This is a genomic window from uncultured Brevundimonas sp., from assembly GCF_963977465.1.
Classification (GTDB): domain Bacteria; phylum Pseudomonadota; class Alphaproteobacteria; order Caulobacterales; family Caulobacteraceae; genus Brevundimonas.
Genome location: NZ_CAXBOQ010000002.1, coordinates 130,780 through 151,550, shown reverse-complemented (window position 1 = coordinate 151,550; position 20,771 = coordinate 130,780). Strand labels below are relative to the sequence as shown.

Annotated in this window: 13 protein-coding genes; 3 read left to right on the top strand and 10 right to left on the bottom strand. The window is 65.2% G+C overall.

Annotation, left to right across the window (positions count from 1 at the left end; genetic code table 11):
- Positions 1–157: 157 nt before the first annotated feature.
- Positions 158–1,246 (top strand): sn-glycerol-3-phosphate ABC transporter ATP-binding protein UgpC, encoded by a 1,089-nt coding sequence (gene ugpC / locus AAC067_RS04645; RefSeq protein WP_339930056.1) that lies wholly within the window; start codon positions 158–160, stop codon positions 1,244–1,246.
- Positions 1,247–1,250: 4 nt separating this feature from the next.
- On the opposite strand, the gene AAC067_RS04640 is transcribed toward ugpC, so the two are convergent.
- The 7 genes from AAC067_RS04640 to AAC067_RS04610 all read right to left on the bottom strand — a co-directional run bounded on the left by AAC067_RS04640 (position 1,251) and on the right by AAC067_RS04610 (position 13,065).
- On the bottom strand, positions 1,251–4,439 hold the full coding sequence (locus AAC067_RS04640) for a discoidin domain-containing protein (protein WP_339930054.1): 3,189 nt from the start codon (positions 4,437–4,439) through the stop codon (positions 1,251–1,253).
- Positions 4,436–5,260: a carbohydrate ABC transporter permease gene (locus AAC067_RS04635; protein ID WP_339930052.1), complete on the bottom strand. Its 825-nt coding sequence runs from the start codon at positions 5,258–5,260 to the stop codon at positions 4,436–4,438. Before AAC067_RS04635 ends, AAC067_RS04640 begins: the two co-directional genes overlap by 4 nt.
- Complete coding sequence (locus AAC067_RS04630) at positions 5,257–6,186, bottom strand: sugar ABC transporter permease (RefSeq protein WP_339930050.1); 930 nt, start codon at positions 6,184–6,186, stop codon at positions 5,257–5,259. Before AAC067_RS04630 ends, AAC067_RS04635 begins: the two co-directional genes overlap by 4 nt.
- Positions 6,183–7,457: a sugar ABC transporter substrate-binding protein gene (locus AAC067_RS04625; RefSeq protein WP_339930048.1), complete on the bottom strand. Its 1,275-nt coding sequence runs from the start codon at positions 7,455–7,457 to the stop codon at positions 6,183–6,185. Before AAC067_RS04625 ends, AAC067_RS04630 begins: the two co-directional genes overlap by 4 nt.
- Positions 7,454–8,887, bottom strand: coding sequence for a glucoamylase family protein (locus tag AAC067_RS04620; RefSeq protein ID WP_339930046.1), 1,434 nt, complete (start codon positions 8,885–8,887; stop codon positions 7,454–7,456). Before AAC067_RS04620 ends, AAC067_RS04625 begins: the two co-directional genes overlap by 4 nt.
- Before the next feature lie 110 nt (positions 8,888–8,997).
- Positions 8,998–11,988, bottom strand: a complete 2,991-nt coding sequence (locus AAC067_RS04615) for a TonB-dependent receptor (RefSeq protein ID WP_339930044.1) — start codon at positions 11,986–11,988, stop codon at positions 8,998–9,000.
- A gap of 24 nt (positions 11,989–12,012) precedes the next feature.
- Positions 12,013–13,065 carry a LacI family DNA-binding transcriptional regulator gene (locus AAC067_RS04610; RefSeq protein ID WP_339930042.1) on the bottom strand — a complete coding sequence of 351 codons (1,053 nt, stop codon included), beginning with the start codon at positions 13,063–13,065 and terminating at the stop codon, positions 12,013–12,015.
- A gap of 258 nt (positions 13,066–13,323) precedes the next feature.
- On the opposite strand from AAC067_RS04610, the gene AAC067_RS04605 reads away from it, so the two are divergent.
- Together AAC067_RS04605 and AAC067_RS04600 are read left to right on the top strand one after the other, a co-directional pair.
- Positions 13,324–14,688, top strand: a complete 1,365-nt coding sequence (locus AAC067_RS04605; RefSeq protein ID WP_339930040.1) for a GH1 family beta-glucosidase — start codon at positions 13,324–13,326, stop codon at positions 14,686–14,688.
- Positions 14,689–14,815: 127 nt separating this feature from the next.
- Positions 14,816–16,255, top strand: coding sequence for an aldehyde dehydrogenase family protein (locus tag AAC067_RS04600; protein ID WP_339930038.1), 1,440 nt, complete (start codon positions 14,816–14,818; stop codon positions 16,253–16,255).
- Positions 16,256–16,301: 46 nt separating this feature from the next.
- Here AAC067_RS04600 and AAC067_RS04595 read toward each other — a convergent pair whose 3' ends face one another.
- The 3 genes from AAC067_RS04595 to AAC067_RS04585 form a co-directional block, all read right to left on the bottom strand.
- On the bottom strand, positions 16,302–17,198 hold the full coding sequence (locus tag AAC067_RS04595; RefSeq protein WP_339930036.1) for a protein-L-isoaspartate O-methyltransferase: 897 nt from the start codon (positions 17,196–17,198) through the stop codon (positions 16,302–16,304).
- Positions 17,199–17,296: 98 nt separating this feature from the next.
- The gene (locus AAC067_RS04590; protein WP_339930034.1) at positions 17,297–19,798 is read right to left on the bottom strand and encodes a hypothetical protein; all 2,502 of its coding nucleotides are present in this window, start codon (positions 19,796–19,798) and stop codon (positions 17,297–17,299) included.
- The gene (locus AAC067_RS04585; protein ID WP_339930032.1) at positions 19,795–20,631 is read right to left on the bottom strand and encodes an alpha/beta hydrolase; all 837 of its coding nucleotides are present in this window, start codon (positions 20,629–20,631) and stop codon (positions 19,795–19,797) included. Before AAC067_RS04585 ends, AAC067_RS04590 begins: the two co-directional genes overlap by 4 nt.
- Positions 20,632–20,771 lie beyond the last annotated feature (140 nt).

Sequence of the window (20,771 nt, the reverse complement as noted above, 5' to 3'; positions counted from 1 at the left end):
CTTGGGCTCCACCCTTCCCGGCCCAGATCGTTACGGGTTCCGAACCGGCCCCCGGCGACGACTACACAACGCCCAGATGCCGCCGGCGCGCGCCACCCATTGATCTGACCCTGTAACCGGTTACGGTGCCTCGCGGGAAACGATCAGGGTTTGAAGCATGGCGGACGTCCAGCTGACCGGGGTGAAGAAGAGTTTCGGCAACACCGAGGTGCTGCACGGAATCGACCTCCACATCGACGATGGCGAATTCGTCGTCTTCGTCGGTCCGTCGGGTTGCGGAAAATCCACCCTGTTGCGCGCCATCGCCGGACTGGAAGACCTCAGCGCCGGGACTCTCGAGATCGGTGGTCGGGTGGTCAACGACCTCTCCCCGGCCGACCGCGGCATCGCCATGGTGTTCCAGTCCTACGCTCTGTATCCAAACATGAGCGTCTACGAGAACATGGCCTTCGGGCTGAAGATCGCCAAAGCCGACAAGGCCGAGATCGACCGACGGGTCCGCGCCGCAGCGACGGTCCTCAACATCACTGACTATCTCGAACGCAAGCCCAAGGCCCTGTCCGGCGGTCAGCGTCAAAGGGTGGCCATCGGCCGTGCCATCGTGCGCGAGCCGCAGGTCTTCCTGTTCGATGAGCCTCTGTCCAACCTCGACGCCGCCCTGCGTGTCCGAATGCGCTACGAATTCGCCCGGCTCCATGAGGAGTTGAAGACGACGATGATCTACGTCACCCACGACCAGATCGAGGCCATGACCCTGGCTGACAGGATCGTCGTCCTGCATGCCGGGCGCATTGAACAGGTCGGGGCCCCGATGGACCTGTACGAGCATCCGCGGAACCTGTTCGTGGCCGAATTCATCGGCAGTCCGAAGATGAACCTGATCCCGGCCGAGCTGGTCGAAGGCTCGGCCCGACAGGCCACGGTGCGCACCGTCGGCGGGGATGTCATCACGGTCGCGGTCGACGCATCGCGGGGCAGGGCCGGCGATCAGGTCACCCTCGGCGTGCGACCCGAACATCTGCGTCTGGACGGTTCGGGCGCATCCATCACGGCCGATGCGACCTTCGTCGAGACCCTCGGCAACGCAACCTTCGCCTATCTGACCTATGCTGGTCTCGCCGAGACCCTGACGGTGCAGCTGTCGGGTGAGGTTCGGCCCAGGTCCGGCGACCGCCTGACCCTGCATATCGCCGCCGATCAGGCCCATCTGTTCAGTGCCGACGGAAACGCCTTTCCCCGCCGCTGACGTCTCAACGCATCTCGATGCGACGGGCATCGGCCGGGATGGCCAGCCAGCCCCCCGACCAGTCGGCCGGACGGCCGTCGATCCGCACCCGCCCCGGCGGCGTCTCTCCCAACGGCCACTGCACGGCATAGCCGCCCGGCGGGGTCGCTCCCGGTTCAATCGTCAGTACATAGGTCCGGCCCTCGCGCCGGAAGCGATAGCCGACAGGACCCCAGGCGGTGCGAACGCCGCGAATACCGACGCCAGGTTCCGTCTCCAGCCAGCGCGTCGGCACCCCAGCCGCCAGCACCAGGGCATGGTCGCGGTCGCGCTCATAGACCAGCAGATCCAGCGCCGAGCGGATGTAGTCCGAACTGATCCACGCGTGCGGGATGTCGCCGATGAAGCGCGGCTCGCGCGCGTCGCGACCGACCACCTCCGCCCAGCCGTTCCAGGCCCGCGGCCGCATGTCGGCGAAATAGAAGTCCAGCGCCCGCAAAGCCTCCTCGCGCCGCCCCAGTCGCACCAGTGCCCCGACATTGCGAAGTTCGTACGGCGTGTAGTCCCTCCACGCCTGCCGGTTCTCCTGCCGCTCCGTGAAATTTTCCCACCATTTGTCGAAGGTCCGCGTCAGCAACACCCGCGGCAGGTCGTCGATCAGACCGGCGGGTGACAGGCTGATAGTGGTCGAGGTGGCGTCGAAATCGCCCCGGTCGGCGGCCCCGGCGATCCAGTCGATGTCATGGACCCGCGCCGTCGCCGTGATCGAGGCCATGACGTCGGCCTTGAACCCGGCCTCGGCGGCGCGGATGCGGGCGGCGGCTTCAACCTCGCCCAGCGTCTCGGCGATAAAGGCGGCGTCGCGATAGCCCAGCAACCCCCAGAAATCGTCCCAGTAGCTATAGGCCACCCGGTCGGAATAGCCTTCGTGGCTGATGGTCGGCGGCAAAAGGCCGAACAGATGCCGCTGGTCCGCCGCCTGAAACGCCGCCGTGCGGGTCGAGGCGCGCAGCCCGTCCATATAGCGGATCGCGCCCTGTACCTGCGGCCAGACCTCGCGCAGCAGTACCTCATCGTGGGTGTAGCGGTAGGTCTCGGCGGCGAGGAAGATGAACTCGCCATGGCTGTCGTTCTCGGGCACCGGATCGGCCCCGCGCGCATCGGCGCAGCACGGCACCTTGCCGTTGTCGAACACCAGCGGCGCGAACCAGCGCAGATAGCCGGCCGACAGCTCGGCATGCCCCAGCCGGTTCAAGCCCTCGGCCATCATGGCCCCGTCGCGGATCCAGCTGCGGTTATAGGAGCGCGTGCCCGGCTGCAGGATCGGTCCCTGGCGCGACATCAGCATATGCGCCAGCGACGAGCGCATCACGTCCTCAATCCGCTGCTGGGCGGGCGGCAGGGTCAGATCGAACCGGTCCAGCTTCTCGCGCCAGCCGGCGGCCACACGGGCCCGGGCGGCACTCAGTGTCCCGGCCACGTCCGCGACCGGCGCCAGATCGGGCGTCGGCCCGGCCAGCCGGGTGACGAGGCCGAAGGTCCGGCTTTCGCCGGGCTGCAGTGTGACGTCATACAGCATCGCACCCGCCGTCAGGGTCGTGCTGTCCGACTCCACCTGGCGCTCGCCCGGGTCGCGGCGGCGGTCGGCGTTCGCAAGCAGGCTCTGCGGGTCCGCACCGCTCGCGAACGGGCTCAGCGCAATCCCGTCGGGGGTCGCCAGACTGCTGATGCGGATGGCGTCGTTCAGCACCAGCGTTGAACCATTCCAGTCGATCTGTTCGATCGGCCCGACGCCGCCCGGAATGGCCAGAAACTGCGACGGCCCGTTGACCTGGAACGGCCGGGCCATCAGCGCCAGCGTCAGGGTGCGCGGCCGCTTTGAGGTATTGGTCAGCACATACTGGCCGTACAGTTGCGCCCGTTCCGGCACCCCCTCGGCGAAGGCGGTGATCGCCAGCGTCCAGTCGTCACTGGCCCAGGTCACGGTCGGGATCGGCAGGTCGCCGTCCTGCTGCGACTGGCCGATCTGCACATCCGCCCAGCTCACCAGCCGCCCGTTGTCCAGTACGAACGGCTCGATCGACGGCCCGCCGCGGCGCAGTTCGATGGCTCCGTCCTCGCCGATCAGGCCGCTCTCACCGCCGCCGTCGACGCCGACCAAGGTCCAGTACGGCTGTTCGCCGACAAACCCGCGCGGATAGAGGCCGCGCCGGCTCTCCTCCGCCACGGCGCGCATGAAGGTCGTCGGCGTCTCGCCGAATGACAGCGATTCGATCTCGAGACTGTTCAGCGCATAGGCACCCGTCGGGGGCTCCGATCCGACCGCGGCCTGTGGGGTTTGCAGCTCCAGCCTGAGCCAGCGCGCCGAGGCCTCGGGCGTACGCAACCAGTCGACCCCGCCGTCACCGTTTTCAACGGTGGCCAGATCGCGCCAGCTCTCACCGTCCGGAGACGCCCGCAGCCGATAATCCGAGGCAGCCGCCCGGTCGGCCCAACGCAGGGTCACGCCACCGAACTCGCGCGCATAGCCGAGATCAAGCGTCAGACTTTGGATCCCGGTCCCGGCCGAACGCCAGGCCGTCGCCGGATCGTCGTCCACCGCCCGCACGGCAGCGTTCAGTCCATCCGTGCTCGACGCGCCCGCCACCGGCCGCGGCGGCACGGACGGCTCGGGCGGCAACTCCCGCAGTTCCAGCTGATCGACCTCGATCCAGCCCGCCCCGCCCTCGCCCGCCGTGACCACAAACTCCATCCGTTTGGCACCACGGAAGGCCGGGTCCGGGTTCGGGCCCCAGGCGCGGACGATCTGGCGCTGCTTGATGGTGTAGCGCGTCCATTCCGACGTCGCCTGAAAATCCTGGATCTGCCGCCAGTGGACATTGTCGCCCGAGCCGTCGACGAATTTGATCTCCAGCGTGTTCGGCCGCATTTCGCCGCGCAGCCAGAAGCTGATCTCATAGTTTTCGGGCATATCCAGATCGAGCGCCCGCGCCGCGAAAGCGTAGCCGGACCGGCCGTTGAAATCATAGGTCAGCCGCATGGCCCGGCCGTCATGGCCCTCCACAGCGGAGATGGCCGAAGACACATCGGTCGAGGCGTCGGCCGCCCACGGCGTCAGGGACTCGAACGGATCGAGCACGCGCGAAGATTGGGCTTGAGCGGGAAGCGCCGCGAGCAGGGCGAGCGCACCCGCGAAAACAGCGAGCGCCCTCACCCCTTCACGCTCCCGGCCAGCATGCCGCGGATGTAATAGCGTTGCAGGGCGAGAAACAGGATCAGCACCGGGGCCACCGTGATCACCGCCCCCGCCATCATCATCTCGATATCCTGCACATGCTCGCGTGACAGCGCCGCCAGCGCCACGGGCAGGGTATAGTTGGACTGATCCGTCAGGATGATCAGCGGCCACAGGAAATCATTCCAGCTACCGAGGAAGACGAACAGCGCCAGCGTCACGATGATCGGCTGCAGCGTCGGCAGGACCACACGGCGGAAGATCTGGCTCTCCGAGGCCCCGTCGATGCGCGCGGCTTCCAGCATCTCGTCCGGAATGCTCAGCGCATACTGACGGACCAGGAACAGGCCGAAGATCGAGGCCAGCCACGGCACCAGCGCTCCGGCATAGGTATTCACCAGCCCGACCGATTTCAGCATCAGGAACAGCGGCAGGGTGCCGATCTGGGCCGGCACCACCAGCGCCGCGACCAGCAGCTGGAACACCTTGTCCCGGCCCTTGAACCTGAGCTTGGCGAAAGCGTAGCCGGCCGGCACCGTGAAGCCCAGCGCCAACGCCGTCGCCAGCGTCGCCAGGGCGAAACTGTTCCACATGTAGCGGCCCATGCCCTGGGTCACGAACAGGTCGCGATAGTGCTCCAGCGTCCACGTCTTCGGCAGCAGCGGCGGCGGAAACACCGCCGCCTCGCCGGTCGACATGAAGCTGACCGACACCATCCAGGCCAGCGGGAACAGCACGATCAGGGCGATGAAGGCCACGGCCATATTGAGCACGACGGCTTTGACGGTCCGGGCCTTCATTCGTAGGCCCCCATCCGTTTGGCCACCGCCAGCTGCACCAGGGTCACGGCCAGGATGCACAGGAACAGAACGAAGGCGACCGCGCTGGCAGAGCCGAGGTTCCACCATTTGAAGCCCTCTTCGTACATGAAGTAGAGCACCGTCACGGTCGACTGGGCCGGTCCCCCCTGCGTCATCACATAGGGTTCGGCGAACAGCTGGAAGAAACCCGCCACCGAGATGATCGAGACCAGCAGCAGGGTCGGCGCGATGGCCGGCAGGGTGACGTGTTTGAACCGTTTCCACGACCCCGCCCCGTCGATGCGTGCGGCCTCGTACAGGTCGTCCGGCACGGTCTGCAGCACGGCCAGAAAGATCAGCATATTGTAGCCGAAGATCTTCCAGACCACGAACATCAGGATGGCCGGGATCGAGGTCGACGGGTCTCCCAGCCAGTCAACCGCGGGCAGTCCCAGACTGGACAGCGCCCAGTTGATGATGCCGTAACGGGTGTGCAGCAGATAGTTCCAAAGCACGGCCGTGGCCACGAGGGTGGTGACGAAGGGGGCGAAGAAGATCACCCGCCACAGCGGCCGCCACTTCACCACCCGCGCGTTGAGGATCACCGCCGCGCCGAGTGAGGTGATGATCGACAGCGGCACGCCGATCACTGCGAACAGGCCGGTATTCTTCATCGCCGTCCAGAACAGCGGATTGCCCAGCAGCCGCTCATAGTTCTGCAGGCCGACGAAGCGGACATTGCCGATGTCGGCCAAAGCATAGATATCGAAATCGGTCAGGCTGAGCAGCAGGGCCGAGAACACGGGAACGGCGAAGAAAATGCCGATGGCGATCAGGGCGGGGGCGACGAAACCCCATGCCGCCCGGTCGCGCGACCGGGGTGTGCCGGCCCTGCGTTTCGGCTTGGCGGTGACGGCCGCAGTCATTCCACCCTCCCCTGCTCGATCATCCAGCGGCGTTTCTCCAGCAGCCGGTCAGCACGGCGATCTATCTCTGCAGCGGCCGCACGCGGCGTGAACTCACCCCGCACCATCCGCTCGGCGACAATCTGCATTTCGGTGACGATCCGTTCCCACTCCGGAACCTTGGGCACCGCCTTAGCCCGCGCCAGCTGGCCCTTGAAAGCGGCGATATAGGGGTCATTGGCTACCGCAGGTGCCTCCCAGGCACTCGGTCGCGCCGGCAGGTCGCCGGTAATGATGTTGAAGCGCGCCTGTACGGCCGGATCGGACAGATAGCGCACCAGCGTCCACGCCGCCTCCTGATGCGGCGAGTGACGATAGACCACGAGTGAAGACCCGCCCGGTGCCGAGGCCCCCGGCCCGGTCGGGCCCGGCACGCCCGAGGTCATCCAGCGCGTTTCCGGCTTCAGCCGGTCCTTGAACTCGCCGATCGTCCACGGCCCAGAGAAATAGAAGCTGAACCAGCCGCGTTCGAACTCGGTCCAGACGTTGGAGATCTGCGTCGAGGAGGCGACGGGTGCCAGCCCCTCGTCGAACAGGCTCTTGTAGAATTCGAGGGCAGCGACGAACGAGGCACTGGAGAAATTACCCAGGGTATCCCGCTCGCGCAGCAACGGTTCCTCGCCCTGCAGACCGAAAGTCAGCAGTTGCTCGAACTCATTGACGGGCAACAGGACAGCGAAAGCGCCCGGCCCGGCGACGCGTTTGACCGCGTGCATGGCGACTTTCCAGCCATCCCAGGTCTGGGGCACGGCGTCGAACCCGGCCCGCTCCAGCAGATCGGAGCGATAATAGATCAGCCGGGTGTCGACATACCAGGGTGTGCCGACCACCTGCCCGTTGATGCGGTTGGTCTCCAGTACCGCCGGGAACTGATCGGTCAGCAGGTCGGCGGCGAAGGCGGGAATCGGGCTGATGGCGCCGATGGCGGCCATTTCCGACACCCAGGTGTTGCCCACCTGGCTGAGGTCCGGCAGCGAGTTCCCGGCATAGGCCGTCAGCAGCTTCTGGTGGGCCGCCGTCCACGGCAGGGCTTGAACATTGACCGTGATGCCCGGGTTCAGCCGTTCGAACTCGGCCAGGATCTGCGGCACATTGGTCGCCTCATTGCCCATGGCCCAGAAGGTCAGGCGGGTGGTCCCGTCATCGCGCCGACCACAGCCCGCGAGACCGGCCGCCGTGGCCCCGGCCAGAAGGCCGAGCGTTGCCCGCCGATCCGGCCGGGGATCGATCATGCGCGAGCCAACCAGCCGCCGCTGAACCCGGCCCGCTTGAGGCCGCGCACCAGATTGGGGTCGCCGTGCATCCGGTCCCAGACGATGGCCGAGCGATGGTTTTCGACCATGATCACGATCGGTCCCTGATCGATGCCCAGATAGTCGCCATCGACCCAGCCCACGCCGGGGACGATCCGCCCGTGCTGCAACCGGCCCTGACGCTCGGTCAGGGTCGGGTTGAACGAGTCGAGAAAGCCGAATTCGGTGTAGATGCCCGCGCCGTAGCGCGCCTTCATCTCGACCACGCCGCGTTCGACTGCATTTGGCGCGAACGGCATGGAGGCGGCCATGGCGGTCGGCGCGATGGTGCCGTCGTCGCGCTCGCCGGGCCCGCGCGCGGAATAGCTGAAGAACTCGCGCTCGCGCCCGCCGATGACCTGTTTGAAATCACCGGGTCCGTCGCAGGCCGTCAGCCCCCAGACATTTTCCGAATACCCGGCCCAGCCGCCCGGATTGTCGGCCGCATATTTCCGCTGCGCGGACACCGCCAGGATGCTGTTGAAGGAGTAGGTCCACCGATAGCGGCCCTTGCCGACTTCCTCGCTCTTCGCCCGCATCCAGGCGTCCTGAATGGTGCGGAAATCGACGAACATGTGGCTGTACTGGTGCCCGAACATCGGCCCGAAATGCAGATAGGGCTGGCCCCAACGATCCGTCCAGCTGCGATCATAGACCGAGCACCACTCGTCCCACACAGACGCCGGAACCGGATGGGTCTGGCTGCCGATGGCCAGCAGCAACACCAGCATGCCTTCGTTGTAAACGTGCCAGTCGGCCTCGATGAAGCCGGTTTCCGGATGCCAGCCCATGGAGATGCGGTTGGGCCGGACCATGACCCAGTCCCACTCGATCCGGTCATAGACGGCCTGGGCCAGCCGCCGGATCTCCGCCTCCCCGGCATGGTCGCCATCGAACCAGCGCGCACAAAACAGCATGCCGGCGACCAACAGGCTGGTGTCGACGGTCGACAGCTCCGTGCGGCCGAACCGGTGCCCGGTCTGCATGTCGAGGAAGTGATAGAAGAAGCCCTTGTAGCCCCCCACGCCTGTCGCCTCCGGCCCCTGCGGCAGGTCGTGGAAGAAGCGGATGGTGGTCAGGGTGCGCTCGCGCGCCTCCTCGCGGCTGATCCAGCCCCGCTCAACCCCGATCGGCCAGCAGGTCAGGGCGAAGCCGACGGCCGCCACCGACGAAAAGGATTCTGTCGGCCAGCGATCCGGTGTCAGGCCGTTGGCCCGGTTGGTGACATGGGTGAACCAGTTGAACGTACGCTGCTGCAGCTCGTCCATCGCGGGATAGACCCGCGGGGGACCGGGCCGGAAATAGTCCAGGCCCACGCTGCCGCACGCAGACAGTCCCAGCGCCGCCCCGCCGGCGACCGTGGAACCCATCAGAAACCGGCGACGATCCATAGGCATAATCTCATACGCAGTTCCGGACAAAAACAGAAAATCGGCCGCCCTCCGTCCGGAAACGAAAGGCGGCCGTCAGGCTCAGGAAACTACCAGCGGTAACGCAGGCCCACCTGGAAGCTGCGGGTCGGCAGATACTGACTACGCGGATCGCCATATTCGCTCGAACACAGGCACTGTTCGAAGTTTTCATAGTTCTTGAAATTCATCACATTGATTGCGTCGAGGATTAGTTCGACCGAATCCCCGCCCCAGACCTGGAATTCCTTGGTCAGACGAAGGTCCAACTGACGGAACGCCCAGGCATCCGGAATGATGAAGCTGTGTTTTTCCGGTCGACCACCGTTCCAGCAGATGTCCGGATTGCTTGCGGTCGGACAGACAAACTGGGTGAACGGCAGGCCGGACCCCAAAGTCAGCAACCCCGACAGTCGGAAGTCCATCGGCAAGCCGACGATGGCGGAGGCCACGATCCGGTGGCGCTCGTCCTGATTGGTCGGGAACTCGGGAGACAGGCCGGGGCGGTTGTAGTCGAAATCGAACCCGGCGATGCCCCTGTCCCGACTGCCGTTCCGCTTCGCATCGGACAAGGTGTAGGTGAACTGCATGCCCCAGTTGCTGAGGGTGTCGAACGGCTTGTCGACCGTCAGATACATGGCCTTGTAGGTCAGCTCGGCGTCGTTATTGCCGAAGAAGATCAGGTTGCGGAACTGGGGGTAACCGACCGAGGTGGGCGTCGGCCCCGAAAACCGGTCACCCGTCTCCGACCCGGCGTTGGCAATGTACCAGGCGAACAGGTTGGACGTCTTGCCGTATGCGAAGGTCAGGGCGGTCTGGAACTGACCGAACTTCTGCCGCACGCCGAAATTGAACTGGTCCGTCCGTGGCGGCTCCATGTCGTTATTCAACAGGAAGACCTCACCTGAGCCCGGCGTTGCCGCCAACAACGGGTCGAGTCCGGCAGGGGTCAGATATATCGGATCCCAGGCGACGGTGTTGACCCCGCCGTGAGGCCCACCGGCCACGGAGAAGAAAATCTCCTTGTTGAACTGGAAGGGCTTGAACCGCTCGTCAAAGGCGAAGTTGAACCCGACCCTGTCATAATAGCGACCGGCCCCGCCGAAGATCACCGTCCGCTCGTCGTCAAAGACGTCGTACGAGAAACCAATCCGTGGCTGGAAGGCTCCGGTGAAGGCATCGCGGCCGTCGGTGATGTAGTCCGTCGGATTGAAGTACGACGGGAAGTCATAGCCCGGGAGATTCTGGATCGCGGTCAGCATGTTGCGGATGCTGTCGGGGGTCCGGTAGTCATTGTTGACGGCGTTGTCCTCGTAATCCCAACGCAGGCCGAGATTGAGTTCCAGCTTGTCGGTAATTTGCCAGTCGTCCTGCACGTACAGGCCGATCACGTTGTTATCGACGTCCGCCGGCGGAACCGAGACACCCAGCTCGACCCGAACCGGAATATCTATGCTGCCGTTGATCTCGGGGCGAGCATCCACGTCGAAGATGAACTGCGGATTACGACCGAACTGCTTGTTCACATACATGTTCTGCATTGAGTACTTCACCCCGATCTTGAGGGTGTGAAGGCCGTGCCAGTCGATATCGTTGAAGGTCAGGTCATCCCTGAAGGTCCAGCTGCGCTGCCGGATATCCTGGTTGTTGCTCTGACCGCCTGCGTTGAACACCGTGTCCTCGCGATTGAACACATTGTACTGGAAGCCCGGCGTTCCGCCGTCGTTGTCCCGGAAAATGACATAGGACCGGCCATAGTCCGAGAAATTCAGCGCCGTCGGATTGTAGGTGTATTCAAAATAGTCGACTGAAATCTCGTTCAGGAACCGGTCGCCGTTGTACTGGTGCCGGATGTTGAGAGAACGCGTGTCGGTGTTGATCTGGTTGGCCCGGGAGTAGGCGTTGCTGCCGCCGAAATCCCTGATGTCGGCCTCGCTGCGATAGGTGGCGCTGATGTCGAGGCGCTGGCGGTCGTCGATCGACCAGGACAGCTTCCCGAACAGCAGGTCCTCCTCGAACGGTGCCGAAAAGGACCCTGTGTCGCCGCCAAAGAGGCCCGCATAAGCCGAACGGTTGAGGACGACGGTATTGGACCGCGTCTCATCCTTGCGTTCGTAGGCTCCAAAGAAATGCAGCCGATCTTCAATGATCGGGCCGCCGGCGGAAATCCCGTACTGGACCCGCTTCAGATCCGCCTGCGGGTCGCCGCGGTCCCGCGCGAAGCGATCCTGCGAGATCCAGTCCTGGTTTTGATAGGTGATGAAGGCGTCGCCGGTGAACTCGTTCGTGCCTGATCGCGTCACCGAAGTGATGATCGAGGACGAGGCCTGTTCGTACTCCGCCTTGAAATTCTGGCTGATGACCCGAAATTCCTGGATCCCCGCCTGAGGGAACGGATTGCCGCGACTGTCGTCCTGACCGGCGACACCCCCGTCGACGATAGTCGATTTCTGGTTCTGCCCGTCGATGAAGACGTTGATCGCCGCCGCGCCCTGACCACCTGCGGAAATGGTCCGCTCGGTCTCGCCTTCTGTCACCCGAACGCCGGGCGCCAGGGCGGCAAAATTCAGAAAGTTGCGACTGATCTGCGGCAGGTTATTGATCTGGGCTTGGCTGACGTTGGTGGCGACCTCCGACGTGCGCACCTCGAAGATGCGACGGCCGGTAATGACCACATCGCCGACGTCCGTGGCCCCGGACGCGCTGGCCGTTGTCACTATGCCGACATCCAGATCGAGCGTACCGACCTGGCCCAGTGCCAGGGTCACCGTGTCCGAAGTGGTCTGGCCATCGCCGGTAGTGACGTCGATTCTGTAGCTGCCGGGACGCAGCCCGGACAGGACGTAGTTGCCATCCGCCCCGATCCGGCCGCGGGTAACATAGCCCGTCGAGATTTCTGTCGCTGTGACGGTGCCGCCGGCTTCGGCCTGCGGGCCGTCGTAGATGGTCCCCCTCAGCGTCGACGAGGCCACCTGGGCAGAAGCCCCGCCGGCACAGGCCAGTGAGACGGCGATGGCGAGCGCCGACACCGCACCGAGATATCGAGAATTGAGCCTAGACATTGTGGTCTTCCCCCTTGAAGGACGTCATGCCCGACGCGGCTGGAGCGGTAGCTCCTGCCGCGTCGCGTTGGTTGAAATCGCCGGATTGCTGGATGGACGGACGACCAATTCCGGTCGGACGACCTCGCAGGCGGTGTCGGCGACGTCCGAGCCTGCGGATTCGACAAGGCGAACGAGCCGCTCGAGAGCGTTCCGGCCCATGTCGACAATGCGAATTCTGAGTGTGGTCAGCGCCGGGCGCACGAGCTCGGCCAGCGGCACATCGTCGAACCCCACCATGGCAAGGTCCTCGGGACAGCGGATGCCCGCCTCCTGCAACGCCAACATGGCACCGATGGCCATAGTGTCGTTGGCGGCAAAGACAGCATCCGGCCGGGGCGCATGACCGGCCAGGACCGCTCCGGCCCGGTGTCCCGACGCCTGGGTGAACTCACCTTCAACGACGACCGGCGTCAATCCGCCCCGCGTCACCGCCTCCAGATAACCGGCCAGCCGCGCCTCTGCCTCGATATTCCCGGCCGGGCCGGCGATATGGGCGATACGTCGGCGACCTGTGGCCAGCAGATGCTCGACCGCTGCGACAGCACCGCCGTGATTGTCGACCACCACCGAGGGTCGGCCGGCATCGCGCGCTCCACCATTCATCAGGAGAACGGGCAGTCGTCCCGCCAGACTTGCGGTCAGCTTGGCCGCATCGAGATGGGGCGAGAGGACAATAAGGCCATCCACCCGACCACGCATGGATCGAATGGCGGCCTGAGCCTCGTCGGCGTCGTCGTGCGAGCTGGAAACGATCAGGTGATAGCCGTGCACCCGGGCGGCCACGTCCATGCCGCGGATCAGTTCGGAAAAGAAGTCGCCGTAGAGGTCGGGCAAGATCACCCCGACCGTCTGGGTGCGACTGGTCGACAGACTGCGCGCGCCGCTGTGCGGGATATATTCCAAGGCTGCCGTGGCCTCGAGCACCCGGGCTCGGGTCCCGTCCGAGACCGGATCAGCCCCGTTCAGCACGCGCGAAACCGATGCCACGGACACACCCGCTCGCTCGGCCACATCTCGAATCGTGGCGGCCTTCACGGGCACCATCCCGCGCAATGCAAAGCGTCGCACTCTGGCATCACAGTCATCCTCCCAGACAGTGAAGGTGGTCCCGGCCCCCTTGTCGGGGGTCCGTCCACCAAAACCGTGTAACCGATTACATGACACACTAGCCACGCGCCCTGCAAGTGCCGTAGTTTCGCCACACGGAGGCGGGTCTTACGGGTCCTCACCTCCAGATCGACCCGCTTCGCCACCCCTCCACCCCCGCCCCAGATTATGTTCGAGGCCCTGCCAATGACTGCTAAGTATCAGTTTCCAGATAATTTTCTTTGGGGCGCAGCGACGGCGGCCTATCAGATTGAGGGCTCATCGATGGCCGATGGTGCTGGGGCCTCCATCTGGGATCGATTCAGCCACACCCCGGGCATGATGAAGGATGGCGACACCGGAGACGTCGCCTGCGACCACTACAATCGCTGGCGCGAGGACATCGAGGTGATGAAGCGCCTGAACCTCCAGGCCTACCGCTTCAGCGTCTCGTGGAGCCGGCTCATGCCCGACGGACGTGGGGCCGTGAATGCCAAAGGTCTCGACTTTTATGACCGCCTGATCGACGGGCTTCTGGAGGCCGGAATCGAGCCGCTGTGCACCCTCTACCACTGGGATCTGCCCGCAGCCCTGGACGATCGTGGCGGCTGGCTCAATCCCGACATCGCCAACTGGTTCGCCGACTACGGCCAGGTTCTGTTCGAAAAGTTCGATGGCCGGGTGAAGAAATGGGCGACGTTGAACGAGCCCTGGGTCGTGGTCGACGGCGGCTATCTGCACGGGGCCCTCGCACCGGGCCACAAGAGCGCCTTTGAGGCGGTGATCGCCTCGCACAATTTGCTGCGCAGCCACGGGGCGGCGGTCAAACGCTACCGCGAGGTCGGCAAGCATGAGATCGGCCTGGTGGTGAACATCGAGCCGAAATATCCGTCCAGCGACCGTCCCGAGGACGAGGCCGCGCGGATGCGGGCCGACGCCCAGATGAACCGCCAGTACCTCGATCCGGTCTTCAAGAAGCGCTACCCGGTCGAACTAGCCGAGGTGTTCGGTGAAGCCTGGAAAGAATGGCCGGCAGAGGACTTCGACCTGATCGCCCAGCCGATCGATTTCGTCGGACTCAACTGGTACACGCGCTCCGTTCCGAAAAACGATCCCGATGCCTGGCCGGTCCGCGCCACCCCGGTAAAACAGACCCAGCACGCGCATACTGAAACGGGCTGGGAAGTCTATCCGCCTGCCCTGACCGACACTCTGGTGTGGATGAAGGACACCTATGGCGACACCCCGATCTACATCACCGAGAACGGCTCGGCCTGGTACGACCCGCCCCACGCCATCGACGGCCGGGTACAGGACCCTCTCCGGGTCGACTATCTGAAGAACCACCTGAAGGCGGTGCACGACGCTATCGGCAAGGGTGTCGACGTGCGTGGCTATATGGCCTGGTCCCTGCTCGACAATCTGGAATGGTCGCTGGGCTATTCGAAGCGCTTCGGCATTACCCACGTGAATTTCGCTACGCAGGAGCGGACCATCAAGGATTCCGGCCTGCTGTATGCCGACATCATCGCCTCCAACGGCACCGTTCTGAACGATCCGCCGCAACGATAGCCCAGTAACCGGGTCAGGCCCCGGTCGCTGCCAGCCACAGAAGCGATATCTGGAGATCCGAACCCCGGCGACTGCGTTGTAGATGGGCGTGTCGCCTTTCGACCCGTTTCCGACCGGAGCCCAATCCATGCCCTCGTTGAAGTCGTCCTACCCGCTCTATCTGGCCAACCGGGCGATGACGCCCAACCAGGACCTCGAGGTAACCGACAAATATTCAGGCAAGGTAGCGACGCGGGTGGCCATGGCCGACCCCGCCCTGATCGACCGGGCCATCGCCGCGGCGGTCAAGGCGACTGAGCCAATGGCGCGGATGGCTGCCTATGAGCGGCAGGCGGTTCTGGCCCATTGTGTGACCCGGTTCCAAGAGCGCGCCGACGAACTGGCCTATGCCCTGTGCATCGAGGCGGGCAAGCCGATCAAGGATTCACGAGGCGAGGTCACCCGGCTGATCGACACCTTCCGCATCGCTGCCGAGGAAGCCGTGCGCATGACCGGCGAGGTCCAGCCCCTCGACATCTCGGCCCGGGCCAAGGGGTATCAGGGCATGTGGAAACGGGTGCCGATCGGCCCCTGCTCCTTTATCTCGCCATTCAACTTCCCACTCAACCTGGCCGCCCACAAGATCGCCCCGGCCATCGCCGTCGGCTGTCCCTTCGTGATGAAGCCGGCCTCGCGCACCCCGCTGGGAGCGATCATCATCGGCGAGGTCCTGGCCGAGACCGACCTGCCCGAGGGGGCCTTCTCCATCCTGCCGGCCACCCGTGACGGGGCCGATCTGTTCACCACCGACGACCGACTGAAACTGCTGTCCTTCACAGGCTCGCCCGAGGTGGGTTGGGCCCTCAAGGCCCGGTCCGGCAAGAAAAAGGTGGTGCTGGAACTGGGCGGCAACGCTGCCGTCATCGTCGATCGTGACAGTGACCTGGAAGACGCCGCCGAACGCATCATCTTCGGAGCCTTCTACCAGTCGGGCCAGTCCTGCATCGGCGTCCAGCGCATCCTGATCCATGAAGACATCTATGACGCGCTGCGAGAGCGGCTGGTCAAGCGGACCAAGGCACTGGTGTCCGGCAATCCGCTGGACGAGGACACCTTCATCGGTCCGATGATCGACGAGAAGGAAGCCGAACGGCTGGAAAACTGGATCGGGGATGCCCGCGACGCCGGGGCTCGGGTCCTGTGCGGCGGCGACCGCGAGGGTGCCATGTTGCAGGCGACGCTGATGGAGGGCGTGCCGCGCGGCCAGAAGATCCGCGACGAGGAAGCCTTCGGTCCCGTCGCCATCCTGTCGTCCTTTTCCGATTTCGAGGCCGCCCTGGACGAGGTCAACGATTCCCGCTTCGGCCTGCAGGCCGGCATCTTCACCCGGGACATCCACAAGGCCATGGCTGCGTGGGACCGACTGGAAGTCGGCGGCGTGCTGATCGGCGACGTACCCAGCTATCGCGTCGACAACATGCCCTACGGCGGGGTCAAGGACTCGGGTCTGGGTCGCGAAGGCGTCAAGTTCGCGATGGAAGACATGACCGAAATCCGTAATCTCGTGATCCGTCACCGGCCCATTTAGTCGACCAGATAAAACGTGGTGCGGTTCCTGACCTGAGCAGGCCCGGTCAACCGCCCTGGGGCTGCGGCCGGTTCTGCATGGCCCCGGTCATCGGGATGAAGAACACCCCGACGTCGCGGCGCGAATGGACCCGGCCCTGTTCGTCCTTGGTATAGACGTACAGCACCTGCCCGCGCCGGAAGGGTTGGCCGATCGGGATGATCAGCTTGCCGCCCGGCTTGAGCTGGCGGAACAGTTCGGGCGGCGCATACTGGGCGACACAGGTCAGCATGATGGTGTCGAAGCCGCCCTCGACCTCGGGCCAGCCGAAATATCCATCGCCGACGCGCGAATGGACATTGTCATAGCCCAGCGGCGCGAAGATCTTGCTCACGGCCTGGCCGATCGGCTCGATGATTTCGATCGTGTAGGCATCGCGTACGATGCGTGACAGCAACGACGATTGGAAGCCTGAACCCGTCCCGATTTCCAGCGTGACATCCGTCGGCTTCGGGGCCGCCAACTGGGTCATGTAGGCCTGCCCCAGATAGTCACTGAGCACACTGCCGTGCCCGATCGCCCAGGGCTTGGGATTGCTCTCATAGGCATTGTAGGCCGTCGAGGCCGATTGGGCGTAGGCGTAGTGGAAATAGTCGCGCGGCACGCTCTCGAACGCCGCCATGACCGCGGGATCGGCCGTACCGAACTTGCCGTCCAGATAGGTTTTGATCCGCGCCATAGCGGCAGGCTTGCGCGCCTGGATTTCGGCGAACTGGCTCTCACTCAGACTCTGCGGACGGCTCGAAGCGGCCATGGCCTCGCGGAAAGCCTCATAGGTCCAGGGTCCCAGCGGTCCGCGCACTCCGTTGGCCACCGCGCCCTCGACAACCGGAGCCACGGCGCTCGGAGCCGGACCGGGAGTTGCCACCGGCGCGGCCGCACCCCCGGTCGCGGTGGGGTTCATTCGCGCCTGAATCCGCTCTCGCGTTGCCCGGTCACATCCGCTCAAGGGAGCCAGGGTCAGGCCTGTAGCGGCCGCAAGAAGTGTGCGTCGATCAAGGGTCATGCGGACTGTTCCAGAAGGGAAGATTGATTGGACTGCGACACCGCAGCGGGAGCCACAGCGGCTTTGCGGTGGCCAAACGGCAGGACCAGAAAGGCCAGAGCGTAGAGAGCCGCCGCCGCCCACAGCAGCGACGAGAAGCCGATGTCGCGGCTCATCAGATTGGCCATCGGCGTGGCCACGACCGAGAAGGCCCCGTTCAGACCCCAGGCCCAGGGCAACATCCGCCCGTCGCCGACCTGGATCAGGCCCAGCGGGAACGGCAGACCCAGCGCCAGCGAGACCGGGGCCGCCGCCAGAACCACCAGCCCGGCGCGCAGCCACCATGGCTGATCCAGCGTGCGCATCACGAAATCTTCGGATCCGGCCAGCATCGCCGCGATCCAGGCGATCACCACGATCAGACCGACCAGCGAGGCGATCTTGGGCATGCCCCCCAGCCGTCCGGCGATCATGCTGCCCAGCCCCGAAAAAATCAGCATCGACGTCAGGACCAGTCCGAAGGCCGACGAATAGTCGTTCAGGTAAAAGGCGGCCCGGTCGATCAGCATGATCTCGATCAACAGGAAGCCGAGCCCGAGAGCCGGAAAATACAGGATGGGCCACAGGCGGCGGGACTCCTGCACGCCCCCGGCCCGACGCCGGAACAGCGCCGGGGCCAGCAGCACCAGAAGGGCGATGATGATCGCCTGACCAAGGACGGCGATATTCACCAGTCCCCCGATCTCGGCCTGGGGCAGGACTTCCAGACGGCGCACAACCGTGTCGAGCTGCTCCAACTTCAGGGAGGCATAAAAGGCCGGCCGGTCAAGGGTCGCGGGCCGGATATGGAAGGCCTCGGCCGAGGGCGGTGTCCGTCCTGCCAGAACCGCGTCCGCCTCGTTGGCGATGGCATCATTGGGACCGTTCGACGTGATCCGGCCACTGGCAAACGAGACGGAGGGCAGGTCATTGAACAGACCGGCCCGGGCCGCCTCCACATCGATGCCCGGCACGTAGGAGACGTCGAACGAGCGGATGTCGCTGAAGGTCTTCAGGGCGATGATGTCCGAAGACGACCACGGCGTGGGCGACACCAGAATGCGCGCGTTCCACGCCGACCGGTAGACCATCACATGACTGGCCGGATCGGCGATGCCCGCCGCCAGCAAGGCCTCGCGCGCCGTGCTCAGCACTCGAAGCGAATAGACCGGAAAGTCGCGGATCGACACGGAGATCGAAACCATGCCACCCGGCTTCAGTGCCGCCAGATAGGCCCGCATCGCCTCGACCGTCAGGCCTGTGACATTGGCCGGGGCGGCGTCGACGAAATCGGCCGAAACATCGATGATGTCATAGGCGGCGGGTCCCGCTTGCCAGGCCGCGGCGATCGGTCCGCCATCCAGCAGGCGGACGCGGCTGTCCTGCGCCAGGGCCGGCGACCCGGCCAGGCCATGCACCAGCGCCTGATGCAGGACCGGCTCGCTCTCGACGCCGTCGACATGGCGGGTGCCCAGGGCCAGGGCCTCGGCGACCCGGTATCCACCGGACAGCCCGATGGCCAACACATCGGCATCGGGCCGCATCAGATAGGGAGCAGCACTCAGAGCACTGGGCGCATAGTCGGCGTCCAGCGGCCCCGGCTTGGGCAGGGCGGCGATACGGTTGCCGTCACGATACAGACCCCAGGTCTCCGGCGGCCCCGACACCCCCATCATGGCGGCATTGTTCGAGACGTCGGCATCGACCCGCTCGGTGAAATTCTCGAGCAGCAGATAGTGACCGCGCGGCTGACGGCTTTCGTGGACCACGCGAGCCCCGGGGGTGTTCAACGGCGCATAGACCGCCTTGAACTCCGAGATGACCGGAGCGGGCCCGAGGAACAGGATCGCCTCGCCCGCCACCAGCGCAGCCCCGGCCAGACCGGCCCCCAGCCAGTTGAGCCGCCCGGGCTGGAACAGGGTCGCCAGCGCCAGCGGCACCAGCAGGATCGGAGCCAGCAGGAAGGGATGGACCACGAACATCAGGCCCAGCGCCAGAGCCGACCCCAGCCCCGCCCCGATCAGGTCATAGCCATAGACCCGCCCGATCTCGCGCGGGTTCATCACGAACATCAACGCGATATAAAGCCCCGCTAGAAAGAAGAAGGGCAGCAGGGCGGCGTAATACAGGCCGATATTGCGAAGTTGGTCAGGCCAGGTCGTCGGATTCTGCAACTGCAGTGGATTGAACGGATTGGCCGTAATCAGCTGGTAGCCGACCGCCGCAGCGATCACCATCGCCGCCGGCAGCAGGGTCCGCAGCAGCACGCCGTGCTTTTGAACGGCGTCCCGGAACAGGGCCACAACCACACCGCTGAGGGCGAAGCCGGCCATGACAATGGAGATGATCCAGTAGCCGTACTCGGACCATTTCGCGACGGCGAAATACCGGGTCAGGGCGTTCTCGAACCCGACCACCCCCAGCGCGATCAGGAACAGCGGAATCAGGGCCGCCCGTGTTCCCTTGGCGACGCCGCTCATGCCTGCGGCTCCCAGGCGGCGCGATGATCCAGAAAGGTGACCAGCAGGTCATTGAATCGGTCGGGCTCATCAACGAACAGGGCGTGGCCGGCCTGTTCGAACACCGCCATCCGGGCGTCGGCATGAGTGGCCACAAGGGTCTGACCCTGGGCCCGCCAGCGGGGCCGCACCACATAGAGCACCGGCCGGTCGGTACCGTGCAGGGCGTCGCGCCAGAAGCGGCGCGGCGCGTCATAGCGCAGCAGGGCCTGTTCCTGGGTCGGGCTCATGCGCAGGGCATCCGCCGTCAACCGCGCGCGATAGTCCGCCCCGGGGTCGCGGGCGAACAGGCCGGCGACGAAGGCCGCGCGCCGTCCCGCCCGCCCGGCGGGGTCAGCCTGTGCGGGATCGGACCGGCGACCGGGTCGCGCTGTCGGGGCCGGCTCCTCGCCGATCGAGTTGTCGACCAGCACCAGACCGGCGATACGGTCATCCCCCTCGGTCGCCAGCATCGCCAGGGTGTCGAGCACGCCCAGCGACCAGCCCACCACGACCACCCGGCCGGGTCCGGCCCGATCGATCAGTTCGGCGATGTCACGACCCCGGCGCTGGTAAGCGTAGCCATAGGGCGCGACCTCGCTCTGCCCTTGGCCGCGCGGGTCCAGGGCCAGCACATGAAAACGGGTCTCGAGGGCGGCGATCTGTTGCTCGAAGATCCAGGCGGGCATCGTCCAGCCCGGCACGAACAGGACGGTCCGGGCCCCGGCGGGCCCCGCCTCCAAATAGTGCAGTCGGGCTCCATCCGAGGTGACGAAGCTGCGGCTGTCTGCGGCCTGTCCGGTGCCCCCCGACACCAAACAGGCCGACAGCGCAAGAACGATTCCCCAACAGGGTATCCCGCATCGTTCCCGCGAACTCATGGTTAACAAACACTTACCCCTGACAGGTTGACATCTGGCCCGGAGAACAACGTATTGTCGACCGGCTTCCCCGG